The sequence below is a fragment of the Frigoribacterium sp. ACAM 257 genome, assembly GCF_007954365.1.
In the GTDB taxonomy this organism is placed as follows: domain Bacteria; phylum Actinomycetota; class Actinomycetes; order Actinomycetales; family Microbacteriaceae; genus Frigoribacterium.
The window spans coordinates 40522-63091 of sequence record NZ_VOLO01000007.1 but is presented as its reverse complement, the minus strand read 5'-3'; the positions used below and the strand labels follow the sequence as shown (position 1 = coordinate 63091).

The window sequence follows — 22570 nt, the reverse complement described above, 5'->3', positions numbered from 1 at the left end:
TGAACGAGCACCGCACCCCCGAATTCGAGGGTGCGGTGCTCGTTCAGGGGTGCGGGGGCAGGGGCTCGACGTCGTGAGCTGCCGCTGCGCGCAGACCCTGCGGACCCGCGCGGATCCCTCGGACCCGCGCGCGCCCCTCGGCGCGCTCGAGGGTGTGCGCGGGTTCCGCGGGTGCGGCGGCCGGTGCGGCCGCCGCGGCGTCAGACGAGGCCGTGCTCGTAGGCGAGGATCACGACCTGCACGCGGTCGCGCAGGTCCAGCTTGGAGAGCACCCGGCCCACGTGCGTCTTGACCGTGGACTCGCTGACGACGAGCCGCGCGGCGATCTCGGAGTTGTTCAGGCCCTGCGCGACCGCGAGGAACACGTCCCGCTCGCGCTCGGTGAGCACGGCGAACGGGCTCGCGACGGGGGCGCCGGCCACGTCGGCGCCGCCCGCGCCGCCGTCGGCGCCGCCACGGGGCAGACGCGGCAGCGCGACGTCGAGCACCGCACGGGTGACCCGCGGCGAGACGACGGCGTCGCCCGCGGCGACCGCCCGGATGCCGGCGAGCAGCTCGGCGCGCGGCGCGCTCTTCACGAGGAAACCGCTGGCCCCCGCCCGCAGCCCCCCGAACGCGTGCTCGTCCAGGTCGAACGTGGTGAGGATGAGCACGCGGCTAGAGGGCGTCTCGCGGACGATCCGCCGGGTCGCCTCGATGCCGCCGATCCCGGGCATCCGGACGTCCATGACGACGACGTCGGGCGACAGGTCCGCGGTCAGGACGACCGCCTCCTCGCCGGTCGCCGCCTCGCCGACGACGACGAGGTCGTCGGTCGAGTCCACGATCATCGCCATTCCCCGTCGGACGAGTTCTTGGTCGTCGACGAGCAGGATCCTGATGTCGGTCACCGCGCCTCCTCCGTGTCGGTCAGCACGACGGCGACGCGCCAGCCGCCGCTGCCGTCACCGTCGCCGCTGCCGTCACCGCCGTCCGGCAGCGGGCCCGCCTCGACGGTGCCGCCGTACATCCTCGCTCGCTCGCGCATGCCCACGAGGCCGCGGCCGACTCCCGTGAGCCGGGGAGCGGCGCCCGCCCCGCCGGCCGCGTCCCTCGCGGCTTCCTCACGGACGGCCCCGTCGTCGGTCACGGTCACCGCCACCTGCTCGCCCCAGTCGAGCTCGACCAGCACCCGCGTCGGCGACCCCGCGTGCCGCAGGGCGTTGGTCAGCGACTCCTGCACGATCCGGTGCACGGCGGTCTGGAGCGCCTCGGAGGCGGCGGGCACGCCCCGGGACTCGACCACCACCGGCAGCCCCGCGGCCCGGAACGAGGCCACGAGCTCGGGCAGCTGGTCGATCCCGGGCTGGGGCTGCGCCCAGAGCCCGGTCGAGCCGCCGACGCCCGCCGCGCCTGCCTCGCCGCTCGTCCCGTCCGCCCCGGCCGACGCGTCGTCGTCGCCCAGCGCCCCGAGCAGTCGACGCATGTCGCCGAGCGACCGCCGGCCGACCTGCACGATCTCGCCCACCGCCTCCTGCGACCTGGTCGGGTCCTTGCGGGCGAGGGCGTCGGCGCCCTCGGCGAGCGTGACCATCACCGAGATCCCGTGCGAGACGATGTCGTGCACCTCGCGCGTGATGCGGGCGCGCTCTGCCGCCGTCGCGAGCCGTGCCTGCTGGTCGCGCTCGCGCTCGAGGCGCTCGGCCCGCTCGACCAGAGCCTCGAGCCGCCGTCGACGGGCGCCGACGTCGACCCCGACGAGCACCGCGACGAGGGTGAGCAGCACGGGCACCGGGCTGGGCAGGGGCACGCCGGAGGCGCCCGTCGCGTCCCCGACGACGCCCGACGTCAGGTTCGACACCAGCCCCGCCCCCGCCGTGGCGGCCACGTCCGCGAGCACGGAGACGCCGAGGCCGATCCACGCGGCGCGGACCGAGCGGTGCACGGCGAGCGAGTAGAGCGCGAGGCAGGTCGCGAGCGGGTCGAGCCCGCCGTCGACGAGGGCCGCCGCGGCGACGGTGGCCGTCACGACCGCGAAGGTCAGCCAGGGGCGCCGACGCCGCACGAGCAGCGCGGCAGCCGAGACGGCGACGGCCGTGCCGAGGAGGAGGTCGACGCCGAGCGGCCGGCCGGTGCCGGTCGCGAGCCAGACCAGGGCGAGTCCGGTCCCGCTGACGACGACGTAGCCGAGGGCGACGAGGGCGTCAACCACAGCGGGACGCGACACGGCCCAGCGGCGCACGGCGCCCGGCGGGCGGGGGCTGTCGGGCATGGTCCGACTCTACGCAGCGGCCCGGACGGCGGCGCGGGCGCGGTCGGAGGCGCCCTGGCCGGAGCCCGTCGTCGAGACGCCCAGCACGATCAACCAGCCGATCGCGATCGTCGTCGCCACGAGCTCGAGGACGCCTCCGACGTCGGTGCCGACGCGCAGCAGCGAGAGCAGCCCGCCCGTCGCCGCGACCAGCGCCACCGAGACCCCGCTCGTCACCGAGAGCACCCGCAGGCGGCGACGCCCGGCGACGAACGACGCCTGCAGCATCGCGACGCAGGCCGCCGCGAAGGCGAGCACGGCCGACGTCGTGTGGACGAGGTCCTGCACCGTGAAGGTCGCCCCGACCGGCAGCGGGCAGCCCGCCGTGCAGGGCACCTGCGACGTCACCAGGAACAGCCCCGACGCGGCGGCGATCGACGTCGACACCGTCCAGGCCCCGAGGAGGCGCCCCGCAGCCCTGGTGCCCCGCCCGGCCCTGGTGCTCCGCCCGGCCCGCGTGCCCCGCCCGGCCCGCGTGCCCCGCGCCGCCCACGCGACGAGAAGCCCGCCCGCGACGACGAGCAGCAGCGCCCCCTCGAACAGCGCGGCCGTCGGCTCGCCGTCGGCGCCGAGCTCGCTCACGTAGACGGGCCGGTCGACCCGGCTGCGCGCGACCCAGATCAGCACGAGGGCGACGGCCGTGACGGCGCTGCCGGCGACCGCCGCGACGGTGCGCGAGGCGGTGCGCGAGGCGGTGCGCGAGGCGGTCTCGGCGGCGGCGCGCGAGGCACCGGTGCGCTCGGCGGCGGAGGCGGTCGCGCCGCCCGCGGGACGGGCTGCGGACGGTGCGGTGCGGGACACGGTGGAAGCCATGCCCCGACGCTAAGAAGACCCCTGCCCCGCCCGCGTCGGCCCCTGGTGCACGCCCGACGTGGGCGTAGCACCTGGGTACCACGCGCCTCCTCGGCGCCTCGCTCGTGCCGCCGGCGTCGTGGGACGGCGTGGGCACGGGCCCGCCCCTGTCCCGTCCCACGACGCCGTCCTCGTGCGACGGGCCCGGCGGGGCAGGCGGCGAGGACGTGCTGGCGCAGCGCTCGACGACGTGGTGAGGTGGGCCATGTCCTTCTTCCCCGACGTGCCCCCGGTCGACGACGACGAGCTGGCGGAGGCGTGGGTCCCGCCCGCCTGGACACGGCCTCCCGAGGGCTGGTTGCCCGGACGGCTGGCCGACGCCGCGCTGCTCGCGCGCACGGACGAGGTCGCGGTCGCCGTCACGGGCGTCACGGCGCATCCTTCCGGGGTCGGCATCGAGCTGCAGTGGACCCTGAGGAACCCCGGCCAGGGCCGGCGCGCGTGGGCCGCCCTGGTCGACCGCTTCGAGGGCGGGCGCTTCCGGCCCGGCCTCGCGGACGAGACGGCGGGCCTCCGCTTCGGAGTCCAGCTCGCCGACGGCAGCACGGCGATCGCCGACATGGGCCACGGCTTCGGCGGCCACGGCGACCCCGAGGAGGTGCCGGTCGGCCCCGTGCTGACGTTCGCACCCCAGGGCGGCCAGGGCGACGACCGTCTCATGACGACCACCGGCACCCTGTGGCTGTGGCCCCTGCCCGCCGACGGGCCCCTCGAGCTCGTGCTCGCCTGGCCCGAGTTCGGCATCCCCGAGACGCGGCACCGCTTCGAGCACCTCGAGCTCGACGCCGCCGCCCGCCTGGCACAGCCCCTCTGGGAGGCCTAGGGGCCCGCCCGCCGCTCACACCCCCGACGGTGCAGCACACCCTCGAAGTCAGGGGTGTGCTGCACGGTCGGGGGTGTGCGGGTGTGCGGGCGGCGGGCGCGGGTGCGCGGCGGGCGGGCGCAGGAGGTGCGCGCCGGGCGGCCAGGTCAGCGCACGCTGAGCAGGGCGACGCCCCCGCGCTCGACGCCGTCGGGCGAGCCCGCGCTGAGCACGGCGGCTCCGTCGCGGCGGGCGGCGTCGACGACGTCCCACACGACCGCCGCGCTGCCCGGGTCCAGCTCGCTCGTGGGGTCGTCGAGGCAGAGGACCGCGGGCCGCCCCACGAGGGCGCGCGCGACGGCGACCCGCTGCTGCTGCCCGCCCGAGAGCTGCTCGAGCAGGTTGTGCCAGCTGGCCTCGGGGACGCCGAGGCCGTCGAGCAGCCGCTCGACGTCGGTCCACGAGGCGAGCGCCCCGGGCGTGCGGGCGAGGAGCGGCAGGGCGACGTTCTCCGCCGCGGTGAGCGAGCCGAGCAGCTCGTGCTGACGCGTCACGAGGCCGACGTCGGGGCGGCCGGCGCGGCCCCCATGGCTGCCGCTGCCGTCGACGGCACCCGCGCCGTCCCCGTCCCCGCCCCCGAGGAGCACCTGCCCGGCGAGCGGCCGTTCCAGCCCGGCGACCACGCGCAGCACCGCCGAGGGCACCCCGTCGGGGTCGCCGAGCAGCACGGCGGCCTCGCCCCGGGCGAGGACGAGCTCGACCGGGGCCGAGGGCGAGCCGTCCGGACGACGCACGACCAGCCCGACGAGACTCAGCGCGGGGGAGCCGACCCGCGCCTCCTCGGCCTCGAGTCGCCGCCGTACCGGCTGCCCCACTTGCTCCGGCTGCCCCGCTTGCTCCGACGGCCCCGCGCCCGCGCCCGCATCGCGCTCACTCATGCCCCGCGCCTCCCGTCGTCCTTCCGCCCGACCTGCCGTCCGCCTCGTCGACCCGGCGCACGCGCAGCTCGCCGGGCGCCACCTCCTCGACCGAGACGAGCGCCCCGTCCGACCAGTCGGCCCGCAGGGCCTGCGGCAGCTGCAGCGAGCCGTCGGTGCCGACGACCGACCAGCGCCCCTCCGCGGTGGCCTCCTCGCCGACGCGCCCGTCGCGGAGGTGCACCATGCGCTGCATCCGCGCCGCGACCGCGTCGTCGTGGGTGACGACGAGCACGGCCGTGCCCGCCTCCGACGTCGTCTCGACGAGCAGGTCGAGCAGGGCGTCGCGCGCCTCCGGCCCGAGCCGGCTCGTGGGCTCGTCGGCGAGCAGGAGGCGCGGGCGCGGAGCCAGCGCCACGGCCAGCGCGACGACCTGTTGCTCGGTCGGCGTCAGCAGGCCGACCGGCCGCCGGTCGCCCACGAGCCCGGCGGCGCGCAGCACGCGACGGCCGACGCGGAGGTCGTCCCGCTCGCGGCTGCCCACGGCCCAGGCGACGTTGCCGACGGCGTCGTCGTGCAGGAGGAGGTTGGCCGGCGCTCCCTGCATCATCAGCCCGAGCGTCCCGCGGCGCAGGCGGCTGACCGTGCCGGGTCGCGCGGTCGCGAGGTCGGTGCCGAACACCTCGGCCCGGCCGGCCGACGGTCGCGTGACCCCCGCGACGATCGAGAGCAGCGTCGACTTGCCCGAGCCCGACGGGCCGAGCACAGCGACGCGCTGCCCGGCGGGCACGACGAGGTCGACGCCGCGCAGGGCGGCGACGTCGGTGCCCGCCTCGCGGTACACGTGCACGAGCCCGCGGCAGAGCAGGGCGAGGTCGTCGTTCATCGAGGCTCCTCCTCGTCGCCGAGCTCGGGCCCGCTGTGCTCGGGCCCGCTGCGCTCAGGCCCGACCGGTCCGCTCCCGCCGAGCTCGACGCGCCCCGCGACCCCGGCCACGCCCGCGAGCAGCGCGAGCGTCCCGACGACCAGCAGCACGAGCGGCCCCCACGACGGCACGAGGTCGGGCGGCGGCACGCGCCCCGAGCCCACGACGAGCGGCAGCCGCGACACGGTCAGCAGGTACGCGACCAGCCCGGCCGCCCCGCCGAGCACCGTGCCGACCGCGGGAGGCAGGAACACCTCGAGGCTCGCGGCTCGCCGCAGCCGTCGTCGGGGCACCCCGGCCGACTCGAGCGCCGCCCGGTCGCCCCGCCGCGACGGCGCCGAGACGACGCGCGCGGCCACGGTCGCGGCGAGCGTCAGCAGCAGGGCGGCGGCTCCCACCACGAGGGCCAACGAGGAGGCGCGGGTCGGCGACGCGTGCCGGTACCCGGCCGTCACCTCCTGCAGGGTCCTGGTGCCGACGACCTCGACGCCCTGGTCGGACAGGGCCGAGACGACCCGCGCCTCCTCGGCGCTCGTCATCGGCGCGAGCCACACCTCGTGCTCGGCCTCGGACGCGCCGGGATCGCTGACCCGGTCGAGCAGCGGGAGGTCGACGAGGATCCCCTCGCCGCCGATGCGCGGCAGGATCCGGGCGTGGCCGACCTGGGCCAGCACGCGCGACGTCAGGTCGGGGGCGACGCCGACGAGGCCGCCCTCCACCCCGGCGAACGGGGTCGTCGCGGTGCCGTCGGCGACGACGACCGACAGCGGCTCGGGCGCGTCGAGCGGCGCGATCGACGCCGTGTTGCCGCCCTGCTGGTCGAGGAACGACAACGCCAGCCCGGGCACTGCGCCGCCCCGGTCGACCGCGTCGGCGATCGCGGTCGTCGCCGGGCGGGTGGGGTCGACGGCCTCTCCGACGCGGTCGCGCCACCGGTCGGGGGCGAGCCAGTCGGCGGTGTCGGCCGCCGCCTCCTGGTCGGTCGAGATGCCGGTCACGGTGAGGGCGACGCCGAAGGTCGGGGTGGTCGCGCGCGAGCTGGTGACGCCGAGCCAGACGACCCGGCAGCCGGCCTCGCACGGGAACCGGCCGGGCACGCTCGTCAGGGTGCCGTCGCGGGGGTCGCCGAGGTCGACCGTGTGCCAGCCGTCGGCCGCCTGCACCACCACGCGGAGCGACACGTCGGCGAGGTCGGTCGGGAACCCCTCGACGGTGAGCCCCTGCGGCGCGATCGTCGTCACGTCGGCGACGTCGAGCGAGAGGCTCGAGCCGGTCAGCACGAACGAGTCGCCGACCGGCGGGGCGAGCAGCTCGGCCAGGCGCCCCGGGGTGCCGGCGGAGCTCCAGCCGGCCGACCAGGCGGACACCGCGCCGAGGCGCTCCGTGTCGACGGCGACGATGCGGCCGACGCCCTGCCCGCGGCGGAGCACGTCGACGGCCATCGCCCGGTCGCCGTCGGGATCCGCGGCGCGCACCGCGCCGACGAAGTCCACGTCGTCACGGACGCCGACGCTCAGCACGCTGGAGGCCCCCACGGAGGCGCGGGCCCGGTCGACCTGCAGGCGGTCGGCCGTCACGGCGACCTGGCTCGCCCACCCCGTCACCGCCACGCCGAGGCAGACGAGCACGGCCGCGGTGAGCACCGACGGCGTCCGGCCGAGCCGTCGCGTGACGAGCAGAGCGCCGAGCGAGCGAGGCGGTCGTCGGGCCGAGCGGCCGGCGAGCAGGGCGACGAGCCGGAGGGCGCCGACGCCGACGAGCACGGCGACGAGGCTGGGCGCGAGCAGCGCGACGCCCGGGCCGGTGGCCTCGCCCTGCGTGACGAGCGCGCCGAGCACGGTGACGGTGACGAGCGCGAGGCCGGCCTGCACGACGACGCCGAGCCGACCGAGCCGTCTCGGGTCGGCCGACCCGCCGAGCAGCTGGTCGAGGGGCACCCGCGCCGAGCGCAGGCTCGCCACGCCGAGCGCGACGAGCGACCCCATGAGTGCCAGGGAGGCGGCGCCCACCACGAGCGGGCTGGTCGGCTCGACGCGCACGGCGTCGCCCAGCCAGGTCCGGGCCGCGACGGCGGCCGAGCCCCAGCCGGCCAGCGCCCCGAGCACCGCGCCGAGCGCGACGGCCAGGGCGGGCTCGGTGAAGACCGTGGCGAGCCAGCGGCTGCGCGTCAGGCCGCGCAGCCGCGCGAGGCCCCACTCGGCCGCGCGGACGCGCGCGAGGCGCTGCACGACGAGCGCGACTGCGAACCAGGCGAGCGCGAGGGCCTGCAGCGCCGTGGCCGCGGCGATGACGGCGGCCGCGTCGGCCTGCCGGTCGACCTGGCCGAGCACGCCGGTGAGGCCGGTGCGCAGGCTGGCACGGGCGGCGGCGCCGTCCGTGCCGAGGGTCGCCACCTCGAGGGCGGCGGCGTCGGCACGGACCCGGGCCACGTCGTCGAGGGCGAGCGGCCGCGACGGGACGAGGGCGGCGTAGACCTTGGCGTTCAGCAGCAAGGCGTCGAAGCCGTCCGACGTCACCACGAGGTCGTCGGCGCTCGGGACGTCGACCCGCACGGCGCGGGAGGGGGCGGCGAAGAACCGGCCGTCGTCCCGCGTCGGGTCGTAGCGCCCGCTGACGGTCAGCTCGACCTGGTCGCCGTCCGTGACGACCGTCAGGACGTCGCCGACGGCCACGCCCTCGACGGCGGACGACACCATCACCTGGTCGCTCCCGACGGGGCACGTGCCCTCGTCGAGCACGGTGTCGCCGCAGTCGTCGCGGAGGAGGCTCGACACGCGGGCGCCGCCCGTCACGTCCGCGTCGCTCGCCGACGTCCAGAGCACGTCGGCGGCCGACTCCGCGGCCACCACGGGGGCGCGCCACACCGGGCCCGCGTCGACCGACTCGACGACGTCGCGGCCGTTCGACATGCCCACGAGGGTCGAGTCGCCGTAGAGGTCGGACACGACGACGAGGCTCAGGTCGTCGACCCGCGACAGGGCGGTCGCCTCGGCGAGGCCCTGCTGCTGGACGGCCCGGAGCAGCATCGGCGCCAGCACCGAGATCAGCACGGCGAGGGCCGAGAGCACGACGAGGGAGGCGGCGCCCGCGGGACGGCGGCGCACGCTCGTGACCCAGGCAGGTCGAGCCACCGGGCACCTCCTCGTGCGGTCGCGGACGAGCAGACACTACCGCCGAACGGTGCCGCGGCTGCACGTTCCCGGGCGCGGTGGCCGCGTCGGCGCCCCGTCGCTGCGCGAGGCAGGCGTCGTGGGACGGGACAGGCGTGGGCCCACGCCTGCCTCGTCCCACGACGCCGGCGTGACGACGCGCGCGGCGCAGCCGCCCCTGCGAGACTCGGGTCATGCCCGAACACGGTTTCCCCCTGCAGCGCCTCGGCTTCCTCACGATCGGGTCGTTCGACTCCGCGTCGCCGGCCGGCGGCCACGAGGACACGCTGCGCGTCATCGAGCGCGGCGAGCAGCTCGGCCTCGACAGCGCGTGGCTGCGGCACCGGCACCTGCAGCCCGGCATCTCGTCGCCCGTCGCGATCATGGCCGCCGCGTCGCAGCGCACCAGCCGCATCGAGCTCGGCACCGCCGTCACGCCGATCGGCGCCGAGAACCCGTTCCGCCTCGCCGAGGACCTGGGCACCGTCGACGTGCTGCTCGGCGGCCGCCTCAACCCCGGCTTCTCGACGGGCACGCCGATGAACTTCGACCTCTACCGCGACGCGATCTACCCGGACACCCTCGACCAGGAGGACCTCGGTCCCGACCGCCTCCTGCGCCTCCGCGACCTCGTCCGCGGCGACGTTGTCAGCAGCTCGCCGGGCCGCCGCGGCATCGAGGAGTTCAGCGACGTCGTCCAGCCGCACAGCCCGGGGCTCGTCGACCGGCTCTGGTGCGGCGTAGGCAGCACTCGGTCGGCGGTCTGGGCCGGCGAGCATGGGTTCCACCTGCTGGCGTCGAGCGTGACGAAGGCCGAGCAGGGCACCGACTTCGCCGTGAACCAGCGCGCCCAGATCGACGCGTACCGCGACGCCCACCCGGCCGGCGCCTCCGCCAGGGTCTCGCAGGGCCTCGTCGTCGTGCCGACCGACTCGGCGACCCCAGAGCAGCGGGCCCGCTACGCCGCGTACGCCGAGTCACGCGCCGGACGAGTCGGCGTGCCGCAGGGCCCCGGGCAGCTGCTCTTCGCCGCCGACCTGGTCGGCACCTCGGCCGAGATCGCCGACGCCCTGCACGCCGACCCGGCCTACCAGGCGGTCGACGAGGTCGCCTTCGCGCTGCCCTTCGCCCTCGAGCCGGACGACTACGCGCAGATCCTCACGGACCTCGCCGAGCACCTCGGGCCCGAGCTCGGCTGGGCGCCTGCCCCTGCCCCTGCGCCGGCGCCGGCGTCGGCGCCCTGACGCCCGCGGCCACGGCCGCGCAGGAACGCGGTTCGAGGTGGAAGAGAAGACCTCAGGCGCCGCCGCCGCGCACCACGCGCTCGAGCAGCTCCAGGTCGATGCCGACGTGCGCCCGGGCCAGCGACGCCGCCTCGCGCGCACGCCCGGCGCTGATCGCGTCGACGATCGCCTCGTGCTCGGCGAGCGCGCGCAGCTCCATCGCGCGCATGCCGTCCGGCCCTCCCCAGGGGTGGGCCGGCGCGGCGATGCTGACCCGCGCCTCCAGCTCGAGCAGGACGTCGCGCAGCACGGCGTTGTGGGCGGCCTCGGCGATGGCCACGTGCAGCAGCTCGTCGGCCTTCTGCGACGCGAGCCCCGAGTCGGCGGCGCGGTAGGCCTCGAGCCGCTCGCGGAGCAGGACGACGTCGGCGTCGGTGCGGTTCTCGGCGGCCGCCTCCGCGACGGTGCCGTGCAGGCGTCCGATGGCGGCGCTCGTGTCGCTGAGGTCCGACCAGCGGGCCGCGAGCGTGCGCCGCGCGACGGCGGACGTCGATCGGGCGTCCTGCTCGGGGCGGGAGTCCTGCGCGAGCACGAACGAGCCGCCGCCGCGCCCGCGCTGCGTCTCGATCAGCCCCTGCTCGACGAGCCGCGCGAGAGCCTGCCGCACGGTCATGCGCCCGACGCGCAGCGAGGTCGCGAGCTCGCGCTCGGCGGGGAGGCGCTGGCCGGGCAGGTACTCGCCGGTCGCGATCGCGGTGACCAGGCGGTCGGTGATGTCGTCGGCGCGCGTGGTCGGCTCGAGGGGAGCGTCGAGGGCGCCGGAGGCGGTCGTCTCGCTCGTCGTCATCCGTCCCGCCCCTGCCTGCGTCCGTTGTTACGTCCACGTTAAGTCACGAACAAAGGTCTTGGCACGAGACCTTTCCGGGTGCATGCTCTCACGCATGTCCACGAGCACCGCCGACGTCCTCCCCTTCCGTGACGGCCACACCTGGCTCCAGGTGACCACGCCCGACGAGCCGCGCGCGGGCGCCCTGCCCCTCGTCGTGCTGCACGGCGGCCCCGGGATGGCGCACGACTACCTGCGGAACCTCGTGGCGCTCGCCGACGAGACCGGCCGCACGGTCGTGCACTACGACCAGTTCGGCTGCGGCCGCAGCAGCCACCGGCCCGGCGCCCCCGTCGAGACCTGGACCCCGGCGCTCTTCGTCGCCGAGTTCGACGCCGTCGTGGCGCACCTCGGCCTCGCGCGGTTCCACGTGCTCGGCCAGTCGTGGGGCGGCATGCTCGGCGCCGAGATCGCGGTGCGCCAGCCAGCCGGGCTCACCAGCCTCGCGATCTGCAACTCGCCCGCCTCGATGCAGCTCTGGGTCGAGGGCGCGGCCGAGCTGCGGGCCCAGCTGCCGGCCGACACGCAGGAGGCGCTGCAGCGTCACGAGGACGCCGGCACCACCACCGACCCCGAGTACCTCGCCGCGACGCAGGTCTTCTACGAGCGCCACGTCTGCCGAGTGGTCCCGATGCCCCAGGACTTCGTCGACAGCGAGGAGCAGATGGAGGCCGAGCCGACGGTCTACCACACGATGAACGGGCCGAACGAGTTCCACGTCATCGGCACGATGCGCGACTGGAGCATCGTCGACCGGCTGCCGCGCGTGTCCGCGCCGACCCTGGTCGTGGCCGGCGAGCACGACGAGGCGACACCTGCCACCTGGCAGCCCTTCGTCGACGGCATCGCCGACGTCCGCTCGCACGTCTTCGCCGGCGCCAGCCACTGCAGCCACCTCGAGCAGCCCGAGGAGTTCCGCCGCGTCGTCGCGGGGTTCCTGAGCGAGCACGACGTCGCACCGCAGAGCGCCTGACTCCCTCCTGACCGGCGCGGGTCGCGCTCCCTGAACCGACGCGACCCGCGCCTCCCGCACCTCCTCCGTCCCACCCCCACCGCACCTCCTCGTCGTTCACCCGCCTCGACCCGAGAAGAGACACCATGTCCGAGAAGACCGCGTCACCCGAGCTGAGCAACCAGCAGCAGCTCGAGCAGTACGGCTACAAGCAGGAGCTGAAGCGGTCGGTCTCGACCGTCGACCTGCTCATCTACGGCCTGATCTTCATGGTGCCCATCGCGCCGTGGGCGATCTTCGGCACCGTCTACAACGCGTCGTCGGGCATGGTGCCGCTGGTCTACCTCGTGGGCCTCATCGCGATGATCTTCACGGCGCTCGCCTACGCGCAGATGGCGAAGTCGATCCCGCTCGCCGGCTCGGTCTTCTCGTACGTCGGCCGCGGCATCCACCCGATCGCCGGGTTCTTCGCCGGCTGGGCGATCCTGCTCGACTACCTGCTCGTACCGACGCTGCTCTACGTGTTCGCGGCCGAGTCGATGATCGGCATCTTCCCGGGCAGCGCCCGCTGGATGTGGGCGCTCATCTTCGTCGCGATCAACACCGCGGTGAACCTGCTCGGCATCAGCTCGATCAAGATGATGAACCGGGTGTTCCTCGCGATCGAGGTCGTGTTCATCGCGATCTTCGTCATCATCGCCGTGATCGCGCTCAACAACGGCACCATCCCCGGCGCCGAGTTCACGACCGACCCGATCTGGGACTCCAGCAAGGTCACCGCGCCCCTGATCGCCTCGGCGCTGTCGATCGCGGTGCTGAGCTTCCTGGGCTTCGACGGCATCTCGACGCTGTCGGAGGAGAGCACCGGCAAGCGAGGAGGCGCGGGCAAGGCGATGATCATCGCCCTGTTCATCGTGGCGTTCTGCTTCGTCCTGCAGACCTGGCTGGCTAGCGCGCTCGCGGGGGGCCGGGACTCGTTCCCCGAGGGCGAGGCCGGCAACGCGTTCTTCGACCTGGTCAGGGCCGCGTCGAACAGCGGCTGGGCGACGGCGTTCTTCGTCGTGAACGTGCTCGCGGTGGGCATCGCCAACGCGATGGCGGCGCAGGCCGCGACCTCGCGCCTCCTCTTCTCGATGAGCCGCGACAAGCAGCTGCCGGCGTTCCTGTCGAAGATCAACACGCGCAAGGTGCCGCAGGCCGCCATCCTCGTCGTGTCGGCGCTGTCGGCCGTGCTCGTGCTGTTCTTCGTGGGCCAGATCAACCTGATCGCGTCGCTGGTGAACTTCGGCGCGCTGTTCGGCTTCATGCTGCTGCACGTCTCGGTCGTCGTGCACTACGTCGTGAAGAAGAAGTCGCGCAACTGGCTGCTGCACCTCGTCGTGCCCGTGATCGGGTTCCTGATCATCGGCTACGTGCTGGTGAACGCGGCGCCCGAGGCGAAGATCGGCGGGCTCGTCTGGCTCGTGCTCGGCGCCGGGGTGTTCCTGTACTACCGCAGCCGAGGAGGCGCCGCCCCGACCCTGGGACAGGGCGCCGACGACGCTGCGGTCGCGTCCACCCCGGCCGCCGACTCCGAGCGGCACGACGCGTGAGCGGCGGCGTGACTGCCCCACGCGGCGTGACCGGCTCGCGCGACGGCATCGACCACTTCCTCGGCAACGAGCTCGGTCGCCCGGGCTTCAGCGCCGCGGCCTCGCCCGTGCTGCGGATCACACCGGGCACCGGCGAGACGATCGGCTTCGAGACGAGCGACGCGGTCTACGCCGAGCTGCACGACCACCACGACCTCGCGCAGTTGTCGGTGCCGATCAACCCGGTCACCGGCCCGGTCTTCGTCGAGGGCGCGATGCCCGGCGACGCCCTCGCGGTGACGGTGCACGACATCCGCCTCGTCGACCACGGCTGGTCGGTCAGCCTGCCCGGCTCTGGCGCGCTGCAGCACGTGATGGGCGACGAGATGTTCACCCGGCGAGTGCCGATCGACGCCGACGGGGTGCACGTGACGTCGCGGCACACCTTCGCGGCACGGCCGATGATCGGCTGCATGGGCACCGCGCCCGCCGAGGGCGAGAACTCGACGATCATGCCCGCGTACCCGCAGGGCGGCAACATGGACGTCACCGAGAACACGATCGGCTCGACCGTCTTCCTGCCCGTCATGGTCGAGGGAGCGTACCTGTCGATCGGCGACGTGCACGCGATCATGGCCGAGGGCGAGTCGTCGTTCGTGGCGATCGAGGCGCAGGGCACCGCGGTCGTGTCGGTCGACCTCGTGAAGGGCCTCGCGCTGCGGGCGCCGCGGATCGAGACGGCCGACGACTGGATCTTCGTCGGCCTCGGCGATCCCGTGCAGGAGAGCGTGCGGCGGGGGTACGAGGACGCGTTCTCGTTCTTGGTGGACGACCACGGCTGGTCGCGGGGCGACGCCTACGCCGTGCTCAGCGCGGTCGGGCACTCCCGGCTGGGCGGGCCGACGGGGTCGGTCGCCCCGGACCCGCTGCACCCGTTCGCGGCGGTCGGCGCGGTGACGCTGCACCGCGTGCCGAAGAGCGTGCTGTAGCGCGTCTCGCGAGCGGGCACCCGCTCGGAACGCGGTTCTCCGCGAGAACCGCGGCCGCATCGCCGGAGCCGCGCGGGTCAGCTCTCGAGGTGGGCGAGGATCGAGCCGATCAGGTCGTTCGTCGGCACGTTGAACTGCTCGACGGCGATGTAGAGGTCGCCCCGCACGAACCACGTCGCGGCGGCCTCGACGTCGTAGGGCTCGGTGTTCGTCAACGGCTGCTGGCAGAGCTGGCCGCCGTGCGCCTCCTGGCAGGTGGCGCCCGCGGCCGAGACCTGGTCGAGCAGGGAGGCGGCGGTCGGCTGGTCGAGGCGCCCGAGGACCACGCCGATGCCGGTGATGTCGGCAGCGGGGTCGCGCCACAGGCAGTCGAGCTCCGCCGCGGCGTCCACGATCTGGAAGGGCTGGGCTCCGGCCGCAGGGACGGAGGCCGTCCGGGCGCCGCGGGCGGTGCCGTCGCGACGGGGGAACTCCGCCGGGTTGAGCGGGGTGCTGCCGAAGGTGGCCGCGGCCGTGGCCTGGTCGACGATCTGCGTGCAGTCGGCAGGGATGGTCACGAGGGGAGCGGCGACCGCCGTCTCGGTCGGCTCGGCCGTGTCCGTCGGGCCCGTCGGCTCTGCCGTGGGTGACGGGGTCGTGCCCGGCGTCGTCGTGGGTGCCGGGACGGTCACGGTCTCGGTCGGCTCCGCCGTCACGTCGTCGCCGGCGGCGCCTCCCGCACAGCCCGTGAGGCCGATCAGCGTGGCGGCCACGAGAGCCGTGACCCCCAGCGTGGTGCTGCGTCGTCGTGTCATGTCGTTCCCCTGCCTGCCCGTGCGCCCGTCGGTGCGGGCCCCTGCGCTCACGGTAGCGAGCACGAGGAGGCGGACCGTCCTCCCGGAGGATGACGCGGCCGCCTGCCCGGTCACGATCAGGTCACGCCGCCGGTGAGCCCTGCGCCAGCTCGACGAACAACGCCGCCACGAACTCCGTGCGCTCGACCATGCCGCCGAGGCTGATCCACTCGTGGCGCGCGTGCGCCCCGCCGCCGACCCCGCCGACGCCGTCGAGCACCGCGCAGCCGAGCGCCGCGGCGAAGTTGCCGTCGCTGGCACCGCCCACCGAGACCTCGCGCAGCTCGAAGCCGAGCGAGTCGGCCACGGCGGCGGCGCGTCCGTAGAGCGCGGCCGTCGCCTCCGTGCGCTCCATCGGCGGTCGGTTCCAGCCGCCGGTGACCTCGACCCGTGCCAGCGGGTCGTGCGGCGCGAGGGCGGCGAAGACCGCCTCGACCCGCGCGACCTCGTCGGCCGAGGTGACGCGCACGTCGACCGAGGCGCGGGCGTGGCCGGCGCGCACGTTGGTGCGGGTGCCGCCCTGCACGATGCCGACGTTGAGCGAGGTGCCCGCGTCGATGTCGGCGGCGCCGTGCAGCTGCAGGATGATCCGGGCCATCTCGTCGACGGCGCTCGCGCCCGAGCGCGGGTGAAGCCCGGCGTGCACCTCGACGCCGAACGTCTCGACCTCGAAGATGCCCACGCCCTTGCGGGCGGTCTTGACGGCGCCCTCGGCAGCGGACTCGAAGACGAGCACCGCGCCTCCTCGGGAGACCTCGGCCTCGATGGCGGGACGCGACGCGAGGCTGCCGATCTCCTCGTCGCCGTTGAGCAGGAGGCGGACGCCGGGTCGGGGCAGCCCGAGGGCGTCGGAGGCGGCCATCGCGTGCCCGAGCTGGATCAGGCCCGACTTCATGTCGAAGACGCCGGGGCCTGTCATGTGGTCGCCGTCGATCGTGACCGGCCACTCGGCGAGGGTGCCCTCGGACCAGACGGTGTCGTAGTGGCAGAGGGCAGACACCCACTCGGTCGAGCCGCCGGGCGACGGGTACTCGAGGGTGACGGTGTCGCCGAAGCCCTCGACGACGTGCACGCGTCGTTCGGCGGGCGGCCCGACGGTGCGGCCGAGCCAGTGCTCGATCCACTCGAGGCCGCGGGCGAGCAGGTCGACGTCGTCCGACGGCGTCTCGAGCGACGCGTAGCTGACCAGGTCGGCGACCATCGCCTCGCGCCGCTGCTCGATGCGCTCGCGCAGGGCGGTGATGTCGAGGTCTGTCACGGGGGTGCCTCCGGGGGAGTGGCGGCGCGGACGCCGACGTCGCTCGCCAGGAGGACGCACCCCCAGGGTAGGAGGCGCGGGTCGTCACCGCCCGCCGGTCCCGTCTCAGGGCGCGTGCTCGCCCGGTGCCGGCGGCTGCAGCACGACCTGCTCGGCGCCCTCGCGGTCGAGCGTCCCGGGGAAGTTGTACCGGCCGAACGCGCCGGTCGGGTCGTGCGGGCTGACCGGCCGGGCGATGCGCGAGCCGCGGACGACGGCGAGCAGCAGCTCACGCCGCTCGTCGTCGAGCACGTGCTCGGCGCGGTCCCGCAGCAGGACGGACGCCTTGCGTCCCCTCTTCTGCCCGAACCTCAGCAGCAGCCCCGACGCGTCGTCGTTCGACAGGGGCACGAGCTCGGCCGAGTCGACCTGCTCGAACGCGAGCACCCGGCCGCGGATCCGGAGGCGGCGCCCCGTGACGTCGACGGCGAACGGCCGCGAGAGGCGCAGCACGACGTTCCAGGTGATGGCGGCCGCGGTGCTCCAGCCGACGAACCAGATCGGCACCGTGATCAGGCCCCAGGTCTGGAACGGCGACTCGCCCGACTTCGAGAAGAAGGCGCTCGCCGTGCCGACGAGCACCATGATCGGCAGCGCAGTCCGCATCACCCGGAGGAACGCGCGCTGCTTCGGGGCGTCGGCGAACTCGACCCAGGTGCCGGCGTCGTCGGACATGCCCTCGAGGCTACGTGACGCTCGCGCAGGCGGTGTCGGCGGCCGCCGATACAGTGACGGCGACCTGACAGGGACGACACCACCACACCGATCACGACGAGAGGCGACCGTGCGCATCCTGCACACCAGCGACTGGCACCTCGGGCGCACCCTGCACGGGGTCGACCTGCTCGAGCACCAGGCGGCGTTCGTCGACCACCTGGTCGAGCTCGTGGCCGAGCGCGACGTCGACGTCGTCGTGGTGGCGGGCGACGTGTACGACCGGGCCGTCCCCTCGGTGCCGAGCGTCCGCCTCCTCGGCTCGGCCCTGCGGCGCCTCAGCGAGCACGCGGTCGTGATCGTGACCCCGGGCAACCACGACAGCGCGGTGCGGCTCGGCTTCGCGGCCGAGCTGATGCGGGCGGGGCTGCACGTGCTCGCCTCGGTCGAGGCCCTCGACCAGCCGGTCGTGGTCGACGACGAGCACGGGCCCGTCGCGTTCTACGGGCTGCCCTACCTCGACCCGGACACGGTCCGGCACACGTTGGCGCCCGGTGCCGGTGCGGCCGCCGGCGGCGATGCGGGCCCCAGCGCCGACGCGGGCCCCAGTGCCGACGAGGGCCCCAGTGCCGACGCCGGCCCCGACGCCGAGCGCCCGCCGTTGCCGAGGTCGCACGAAGCCGTCGTCGCGGCCGCGATGGGCAAGGTGCGGGCCGACCTCGCCTCGCGTCCCGGCACCCGCTCGGTCGTCGTCGCCCACGCGTTCGTCAGCGGAGGCGAGGCCAGCGAGAGCGAGCGCGACATCCGCGTCGGCGGGGTCGACTCGGTCCCCTCGGCCGTGCTCGCCGGCGTCGACTACGTCGCGCTCGGCCACCTGCACGGTGCGCAGCGCATCGGGGCGTCCCGGGGCGAGCGGCCCGTGATCCGGTACTCGGGCTCGCCCGTGGCCTTCTCGTTCGGCGAGCTCGGCCACGCCAAGTCGACCGCCCTCGTCGACATCGACCGCGACGGAGGCGTGACGGTCGAGCTCGTCCCCGCTCCCGTCCCGCGCAGGCTCGCGGAGGTGACCGACACGCTGGAGCACCTGCTCGACGGCCGGCACGACGGCCTGCGCGACGCGTGGCTGCGCGTGCACGTCACCGATCCGGTCCACCCCGAACGTCTCTACAGCCGGGTCAAGGCGCATTTCCCGCACGCTCTCGTCGTGCTGCACGAGCCCGTCGGCGCGGTCGACGCCCCTGCGCTGCGCCTCGTGACCGCCGAGACCGACCCGCTCGAGGTGGCCGCCGACTTCGTCGCCTTCGCCTCGGGCGCCCTGCCGACCGAGGCCGAGCTCGCGGCCGTGCGGCACGCCTACGAGTCCGCCCGCCGTGCCGAGGAGTCCGCGTGAACCTGCACCGCCTCACCCTCCGCGCCATCGGCCCCTACGCGGGCGAGCACACCGTCGACTTCGCCGAGCTGGGGGCGTCCGGCACCTTCCTGCTCGAGGGCCCCACGGGCGCGGGCAAGTCGACGGTGATCGACGCGATCGTCTTCGCGCTCTACGGGTCGCTCGCCGGCGAGGGCGCGAGTCGCGACCGGCTGCGCAGCCACCACGCGGCTCCCGAGGTCGAGCCGTTCGTCGAGCTCGTCTTCGAGACGGCCGCGGGCATCCACCGGGTGCGGCGCACCCCGGCCTGGCGGCGGCCGAAGAAGAGCGGCACGGGCACGACCCCGGCGAACGCGACCGCGACCCTCGTGCGTCTCACTGCGCCGGACGCGACGGCCGGCGAGCCGGTGTCGACCAGCACCCAGGAGGTCGGGGGCGAGATCGGCCGCATCCTCGGCCTGACCCGACAGCAGTTCGTGCAGACGGTCGTGCTGCCGCAGGGCGAGTTCGCGGCGTTCCTCCGCTCGACGGGCGAGGAGCGTCGCACGATGCTCCAGTCGCTCTTCGGCACCGAGGTCTACGAGGCGACGACGGCGCAGCTCGTCGAGGCGCGGCGCTCGGCGAACACCGAGGTCGCCGCCGCCGACCACGCCGTCGAGCTCGGCTGGGCACGTCTGCGCGAGGCCGCCGGGGTCGGCAGCGACGACGAGCTCGTCGGCGCCCGCCACGAGCCTTCAGCCGGCGACTCCGAGGTCGTCGGCGACGCCGCCCCGGGCGACGGGGCATCGTCCTCCGAGAAGCCCGCCCCCGTCGGCATCGTCCGCGGCCTCGCCGAGCGGCTGGACGCCGGGCCCGCCGCCGACCCGGACGCGGTGCTGGCCGACCTCGCCGTGGCAGCGGCCACGGCGCAGTCCGAGCGTGACTCACGGGCTGTCCGTCGTGACGAGCTGAGGTCCGACCTCGAGTCACGACGCCGGCTCAGGCAGGCGCTCGACCGCCGAGCCGCTCTGCTCGTCCGCGCGGCCGAGCTCGAGGCTGCCGAGCCGGCCGTCGGCGAGGCGCGTGAGCGCCTGGACGCCGCCGCCCGGGCCGATCTCGTCACAGGGGCAGCCCGAGGGGCAGCCCGAGCCGAGGAGGCGGTCCGCGCGACGGCGGACGAACTCGCGCGGGCAGCGCGGGCGGCCTCGGCAGCCGGGGTTGCCGCCGCTGCCGACCCCGATCTCGACCCCGACCCGGCGCCCGAGGTCGACCCCGACCCGGCGCCCGAGGTCGACCCCGACCCGGCGTCCGAGGTCGACCCGGCGCGCGATGCGGACCCCGATCCCACGCCCGCCCCTGACGCGGCCGAGCTGGCCGCCGAGCGCGACCGCCTCCGTTCCGAGCTGGCCTTGCTCGCCGAGACGGCCAAGGTCGAGGCCGCGCTGCCGGCCCGCCGAGCCGCCGTCGAGTCGACCCACGCCCGGCTGTCAGCACTCGACGAGGCCCGTGGCGCCGCCGACGCCGAGCTCACCGGTCGACCCGCGGCCCGAGAGGCGCTCGTGGCCGAGCGCGACGACGCCGCGCGGCGAGCAGGTGGCCGCCCCGCCGCCGAGCAGGCGCTGACGACCGCCGAGCAGCAGGCAGCCGCCCTCGATCGTGTCGTGGTCCTCGACCAGGACGCCGAGCAGGCCGCTGCCGCACTGACGTCCGCCAGTCGCGACGCGGTCTCGGCCGTCGAGGCCGAGTCCGCCCTGCGGCTCCGCCAGATCGCCGGGATCGCGGGCCAGCTCGCGACGACGCTCTCGGCGGGCGAGCCCTGCCCGGTCTGCGGCTCCCTCGAGCACCCTGCCCCGGCCGCCCTCACAGCCGAGCACCCGAGCGACGACGACGTCGAGCGCGCCTCCGCCCGTGCCCGGTCGGCGCAGGGCGAGCAGCGCCGCGCGGCTGAGCTCGCCTCCGTCGCCGAGGCCCGACGCGACGACGCCCGTGCCGAACTCGGCGGCCTCGAGGCCGACGCGGCCCGGACGGTCGTCGACGCCGCGCGTCTCCTCGTGCGCGAGGCCGTGGCCGCCGAGCAGTTCCTCGCGGCGGCCGAGCGCGCGCTCGCCGCGTTCGACGCCGACACCGAGCGTCGGCGGTCGGCGCTCGCCGCGGTCCTGACCGAGCACGCGACCCTGGCCGAGCGCCTCATCGGCGAGCAGCGGCGACTCGACGACGACGCGGCCGTGGTCGCGGCCGCGCTGGCGGGGGCAGGCGAGTCCGTCGCCGGCATCGTCGCCGAGCGTCGGGCCCGTGCCGAGGTCGTCGAGCGCCTCCTGCGGGCTGTCGACGCGCACGGGGCCTCGGTCGACGCGCGGGCCCAGCGTGCGGCCGAGCTGGACGCGGCCCTCGCTGAGTCGGGCTTCGACGACGCGGCCGCCGCGGCACGAGCCGTCCTGCCGGCGACCGAGCGCGACGCGCTGCGTGCCCGGGTCGGCCGCCACGAGGCCGATCTCGCGGTCGTCGCCTCGGGGCTCGCCGAGCCCGAGGTCGCCGATCTGTCCGGCGACGAGGAGGCCGATGTCGACACCGTCGTCGAGGCGCTGGAGGCGGCCGAGGCCGCCCTCGGGACGGCATCGGACCTGGCTGCCCGGCGTGCCGCTCGGTCGACCGCGTCGGCCGCGGCCCTCGACGATCTGCGACGAGCACAGCGGGCCGGTGCCGAGGTCGCCGACGAGGCCCGCGCCGTCGTGAGGATGGCCGACCTCGCGAGCGCGACCGGCTCCGTCAACGTCAAGGGCGTGACCCTCGGCACCTACGTGCTGCTGCGGCGGTTCGACGACGTGGTCGCCGCCGCCAACGCCCGGCTCAGCGTCATGTCGAGCGGCCGGTACGCGCTGGAGGCGTCCGACGAGCGCGAGCAGCGGTCACGGTCGCGCCGGGTCGGCCTCGCCCTCGCCATCCGCGACCACGCGACGGACACCACGCGCGACCCCGCGAGCTTCTCGGGCGGCGAGACCTTCTACGCGTCGCTGAGCCTGGCGCTGGGGCTGGCCGACGTCGTGCAGGCCGAGGCAGGCGGGCTCGAGCTCGGCACCCTGTTCGTCGACGAGGGCTTCGGCTCGCTCGACCCCGAGACGCTCGACGCGGTGATGACCGAGCTCGGGCGGCTGTCCGAGACGGGACGGGTGATCGGCATCGTCAGCCACGTCGACGAGCTCAAGCAGCGGATCGCCGACCGCATCGAGGTGCGACGGCAGCCCGACGGCTCGTCCGTGCTGCGCACCACCGTCGGCTCCTAGGTGCACGCGTCCGCGCCCTCGCCCGGCTGCGCCGGAGCCCGCACCGGGCACACGACGACGGGCGGGTCCGTCGAGACCGGGCGCTCATGAGCGCCCGTCTGCGACGAACCCGCCCGACGTCGTGCGTCGGCCCGGGGAGGGCGCGTGTCGGCAGGGGCGGTCAGACGACCGGGCCGCCGCCGTCCTGCGTCGAGCGACGCGTGACCTGCTCGCCGCTGGCCGGGTCGACCGCCGTGCGCGCCTCGGTGACCGTGCGACGACGACGCGTCGCGAAGACGATGCCGAGGATCGTCACGAGCACGCCCGCCGCGATGAGGATGTAGCCGATCAGCATGATGTCGATGCCCGCGACCTGGAAGTCCAGGGCGTACGCGAGGATCGCGCCGATCACGATCAAGGCGATTCCGCCGCCGATGCTCATGGTGTCTCCTTCGTCGAGCGGGGGAGTGTCCACCGCGGTGGGCCACGGTACCGACACCGCGCCTCCCGCGTCACCCCTTCTTCGGGCAGGTGCCCGGTACTGCGACGACGTCCGTTGCGCAAGTCCTCCCGCCAGGCCTGCTCCTCGCGCTATCCTCGACTCACTTCGGCGGATCCCCGG

General features: G+C 75.5%; 18 protein-coding genes. 7 read left to right on the top strand and 11 right to left on the bottom strand.

Annotated elements, in window-relative coordinates; genetic code table 11:
- Positions 1-200 precede the first annotated feature (200 nt).
- From ES689_RS14765 to ES689_RS14755, 3 genes are read right to left on the bottom strand one after another with little or no spacing between them, the layout of a single operon-like run.
- A complete protein-coding gene (locus tag ES689_RS14765) occupies positions 201-890 on the bottom strand; it encodes a response regulator transcription factor (protein WP_146906216.1) in 690 nt (229 codons plus the stop codon).
- Positions 887-2251: a sensor histidine kinase gene (locus ES689_RS14760; protein WP_146906214.1), complete on the bottom strand. Its 1365-nt coding sequence runs from the start codon at positions 2249-2251 to the stop codon at positions 887-889. Before ES689_RS14760 ends, ES689_RS14765 begins: the two co-directional genes overlap by 4 nt.
- 9 nt (positions 2252-2260) lie before the next feature.
- The gene (locus tag ES689_RS14755) at positions 2261-3103 is read right to left on the bottom strand and encodes a DUF998 domain-containing protein (RefSeq protein ID WP_146906212.1); all 843 of its coding nucleotides are present in this window, start codon (positions 3101-3103) and stop codon (positions 2261-2263) included.
- Positions 3104-3347: 244 nt separating this feature from the next.
- Here ES689_RS14755 and ES689_RS14750 point away from each other — a divergent pair, with 244 nt between their 5' ends.
- The gene (locus ES689_RS14750; RefSeq protein ID WP_146906210.1) at positions 3348-3965 is read left to right on the top strand and encodes a hypothetical protein; all 618 of its coding nucleotides are present in this window, start codon (positions 3348-3350) and stop codon (positions 3963-3965) included.
- Positions 3966-4111: 146 nt separating this feature from the next.
- Here the strand turns inward: ES689_RS14750 and ES689_RS14745 are convergent, their stop codons facing one another.
- The 3 genes from ES689_RS14745 to ES689_RS14735 are packed head-to-tail and all read right to left on the bottom strand — an operon-like array spanning position 4112 to position 8917.
- Complete coding sequence (locus ES689_RS14745; protein WP_146906208.1) at positions 4112-4882, bottom strand: ATP-binding cassette domain-containing protein; 771 nt, start codon at positions 4880-4882, stop codon at positions 4112-4114.
- Complete coding sequence (locus tag ES689_RS14740) at positions 4875-5747, bottom strand: ABC transporter ATP-binding protein (RefSeq protein ID WP_146906206.1); 873 nt, start codon at positions 5745-5747, stop codon at positions 4875-4877. Before ES689_RS14740 ends, ES689_RS14745 begins: the two co-directional genes overlap by 8 nt.
- Positions 5744-8917 carry an FtsX-like permease family protein gene (locus tag ES689_RS14735; RefSeq protein ID WP_146906204.1) on the bottom strand — a complete coding sequence of 1058 codons (3174 nt, stop codon included), beginning with the start codon at positions 8915-8917 and terminating at the stop codon, positions 5744-5746. The genes ES689_RS14740 and ES689_RS14735 overlap by 4 nt, the downstream gene beginning before the upstream one ends.
- Positions 8918-9129: 212 nt before the next feature.
- Between ES689_RS14735 and ES689_RS14730 the strand changes: the two genes are divergently transcribed.
- Positions 9130-10179, top strand: coding sequence for an LLM class flavin-dependent oxidoreductase (locus ES689_RS14730; RefSeq protein WP_146906202.1), 1050 nt, complete (start codon positions 9130-9132; stop codon positions 10177-10179).
- Between the two features lie 52 nt (positions 10180-10231).
- On the opposite strand, the gene ES689_RS14725 is transcribed toward ES689_RS14730, so the two are convergent.
- A complete protein-coding gene (locus tag ES689_RS14725; RefSeq protein WP_146906200.1) occupies positions 10232-11005 on the bottom strand; it encodes a FadR/GntR family transcriptional regulator in 774 nt (257 codons plus the stop codon).
- 94 nt (positions 11006-11099) lie between these two features.
- Here ES689_RS14725 and ES689_RS14720 point away from each other — a divergent pair, with 94 nt between their 5' ends.
- The 3 genes from ES689_RS14720 to ES689_RS14710 all read left to right on the top strand — a co-directional run bounded on the left by ES689_RS14720 (position 11100) and on the right by ES689_RS14710 (position 14556).
- Positions 11100-12017 carry a proline iminopeptidase-family hydrolase gene (locus tag ES689_RS14720; protein WP_223269636.1) on the top strand — a complete coding sequence of 306 codons (918 nt, stop codon included), beginning with the start codon at positions 11100-11102 and terminating at the stop codon, positions 12015-12017.
- 125 nt (positions 12018-12142) lie between these two features.
- Positions 12143-13588, top strand: coding sequence for an APC family permease (locus tag ES689_RS14715; RefSeq protein ID WP_146906196.1), 1446 nt, complete (start codon positions 12143-12145; stop codon positions 13586-13588).
- A gap of 8 nt (positions 13589-13596) precedes the next feature.
- Positions 13597-14556, top strand: a complete 960-nt coding sequence (locus tag ES689_RS14710; RefSeq protein ID WP_223269635.1) for an acetamidase/formamidase family protein — start codon at positions 13597-13599, stop codon at positions 14554-14556.
- 77 nt (positions 14557-14633) lie between these two features.
- On the opposite strand, the gene ES689_RS14705 is transcribed toward ES689_RS14710, so the two are convergent.
- The 3 genes from ES689_RS14705 to ES689_RS14695 all read right to left on the bottom strand — a co-directional run bounded on the left by ES689_RS14705 (position 14634) and on the right by ES689_RS14695 (position 17361).
- Positions 14634-15350 carry a hypothetical protein gene (locus ES689_RS14705; RefSeq protein WP_146906194.1) on the bottom strand — a complete coding sequence of 239 codons (717 nt, stop codon included), beginning with the start codon at positions 15348-15350 and terminating at the stop codon, positions 14634-14636.
- A gap of 121 nt (positions 15351-15471) precedes the next feature.
- Entirely contained in the window at positions 15472-16647 is a 1176-nt protein-coding gene (locus ES689_RS14700; RefSeq protein WP_223269634.1) for a M20/M25/M40 family metallo-hydrolase, read from the bottom strand.
- A gap of 105 nt (positions 16648-16752) precedes the next feature.
- Positions 16753-17361: a hypothetical protein gene (locus tag ES689_RS14695; protein ID WP_146906192.1), complete on the bottom strand. Its 609-nt coding sequence runs from the start codon at positions 17359-17361 to the stop codon at positions 16753-16755.
- Between the two features lie 109 nt (positions 17362-17470).
- Here ES689_RS14695 and ES689_RS14690 point away from each other — a divergent pair, with 109 nt between their 5' ends.
- Complete coding sequence (locus ES689_RS14690; RefSeq protein ID WP_146906190.1) at positions 17471-18730, top strand: exonuclease SbcCD subunit D; 1260 nt, start codon at positions 17471-17473, stop codon at positions 18728-18730.
- Positions 18727-21969 (top strand): AAA family ATPase, encoded by a 3243-nt coding sequence (locus ES689_RS14685; RefSeq protein ID WP_146906188.1) that lies wholly within the window; start codon positions 18727-18729, stop codon positions 21967-21969. The genes ES689_RS14690 and ES689_RS14685 overlap by 4 nt, the downstream gene beginning before the upstream one ends.
- A gap of 160 nt (positions 21970-22129) precedes the next feature.
- Here ES689_RS14685 and ES689_RS14680 read toward each other — a convergent pair whose 3' ends face one another.
- Complete coding sequence (locus ES689_RS14680; RefSeq protein WP_123547128.1) at positions 22130-22390, bottom strand: DUF6458 family protein; 261 nt, start codon at positions 22388-22390, stop codon at positions 22130-22132.
- Positions 22391-22570 lie beyond the last annotated feature (180 nt).

Coding starts and splice junctions, on each gene's coding strand:
- ES689_RS14760 (WP_146906214.1), bottom strand. CDS start 2,251: ATGCCCGACAGCCCCCGCCCGCCGGGCGCCGTGCGCCGCTGGGCCGTG.
- ES689_RS14755 (WP_146906212.1), bottom strand. CDS start 3,103: ATGGCTTCCACCGTGTCCCGCACCGCACCGTCCGCAGCCCGTCCCGCG.
- ES689_RS14750 (WP_146906210.1), top strand. CDS start 3,348: ATGTCCTTCTTCCCCGACGTGCCCCCGGTCGACGACGACGAGCTGGCG.
- ES689_RS14745 (WP_146906208.1), bottom strand. CDS start 4,882: ATGAGTGAGCGCGATGCGGGCGCGGGCGCGGGGCCGTCGGAGCAAGCG.
- ES689_RS14740 (WP_146906206.1), bottom strand. CDS start 5,747: ATGAACGACGACCTCGCCCTGCTCTGCCGCGGGCTCGTGCACGTGTAC.
- ES689_RS14730 (WP_146906202.1), top strand. CDS start 9,130: ATGCCCGAACACGGTTTCCCCCTGCAGCGCCTCGGCTTCCTCACGATC.
- ES689_RS14725 (WP_146906200.1), bottom strand. CDS start 11,005: ATGACGACGAGCGAGACGACCGCCTCCGGCGCCCTCGACGCTCCCCTC.
- ES689_RS14720 (WP_223269636.1), top strand. CDS start 11,100: ATGTCCACGAGCACCGCCGACGTCCTCCCCTTCCGTGACGGCCACACC.
- ES689_RS14715 (WP_146906196.1), top strand. CDS start 12,143: ATGTCCGAGAAGACCGCGTCACCCGAGCTGAGCAACCAGCAGCAGCTC.
- ES689_RS14705 (WP_146906194.1), bottom strand. CDS start 15,350: ATGACACGACGACGCAGCACCACGCTGGGGGTCACGGCTCTCGTGGCC.
- ES689_RS14695 (WP_146906192.1), bottom strand. CDS start 17,361: ATGTCCGACGACGCCGGCACCTGGGTCGAGTTCGCCGACGCCCCGAAG.
- ES689_RS14680 (WP_123547128.1), bottom strand. CDS start 22,390: ATGAGCATCGGCGGCGGAATCGCCTTGATCGTGATCGGCGCGATCCTC.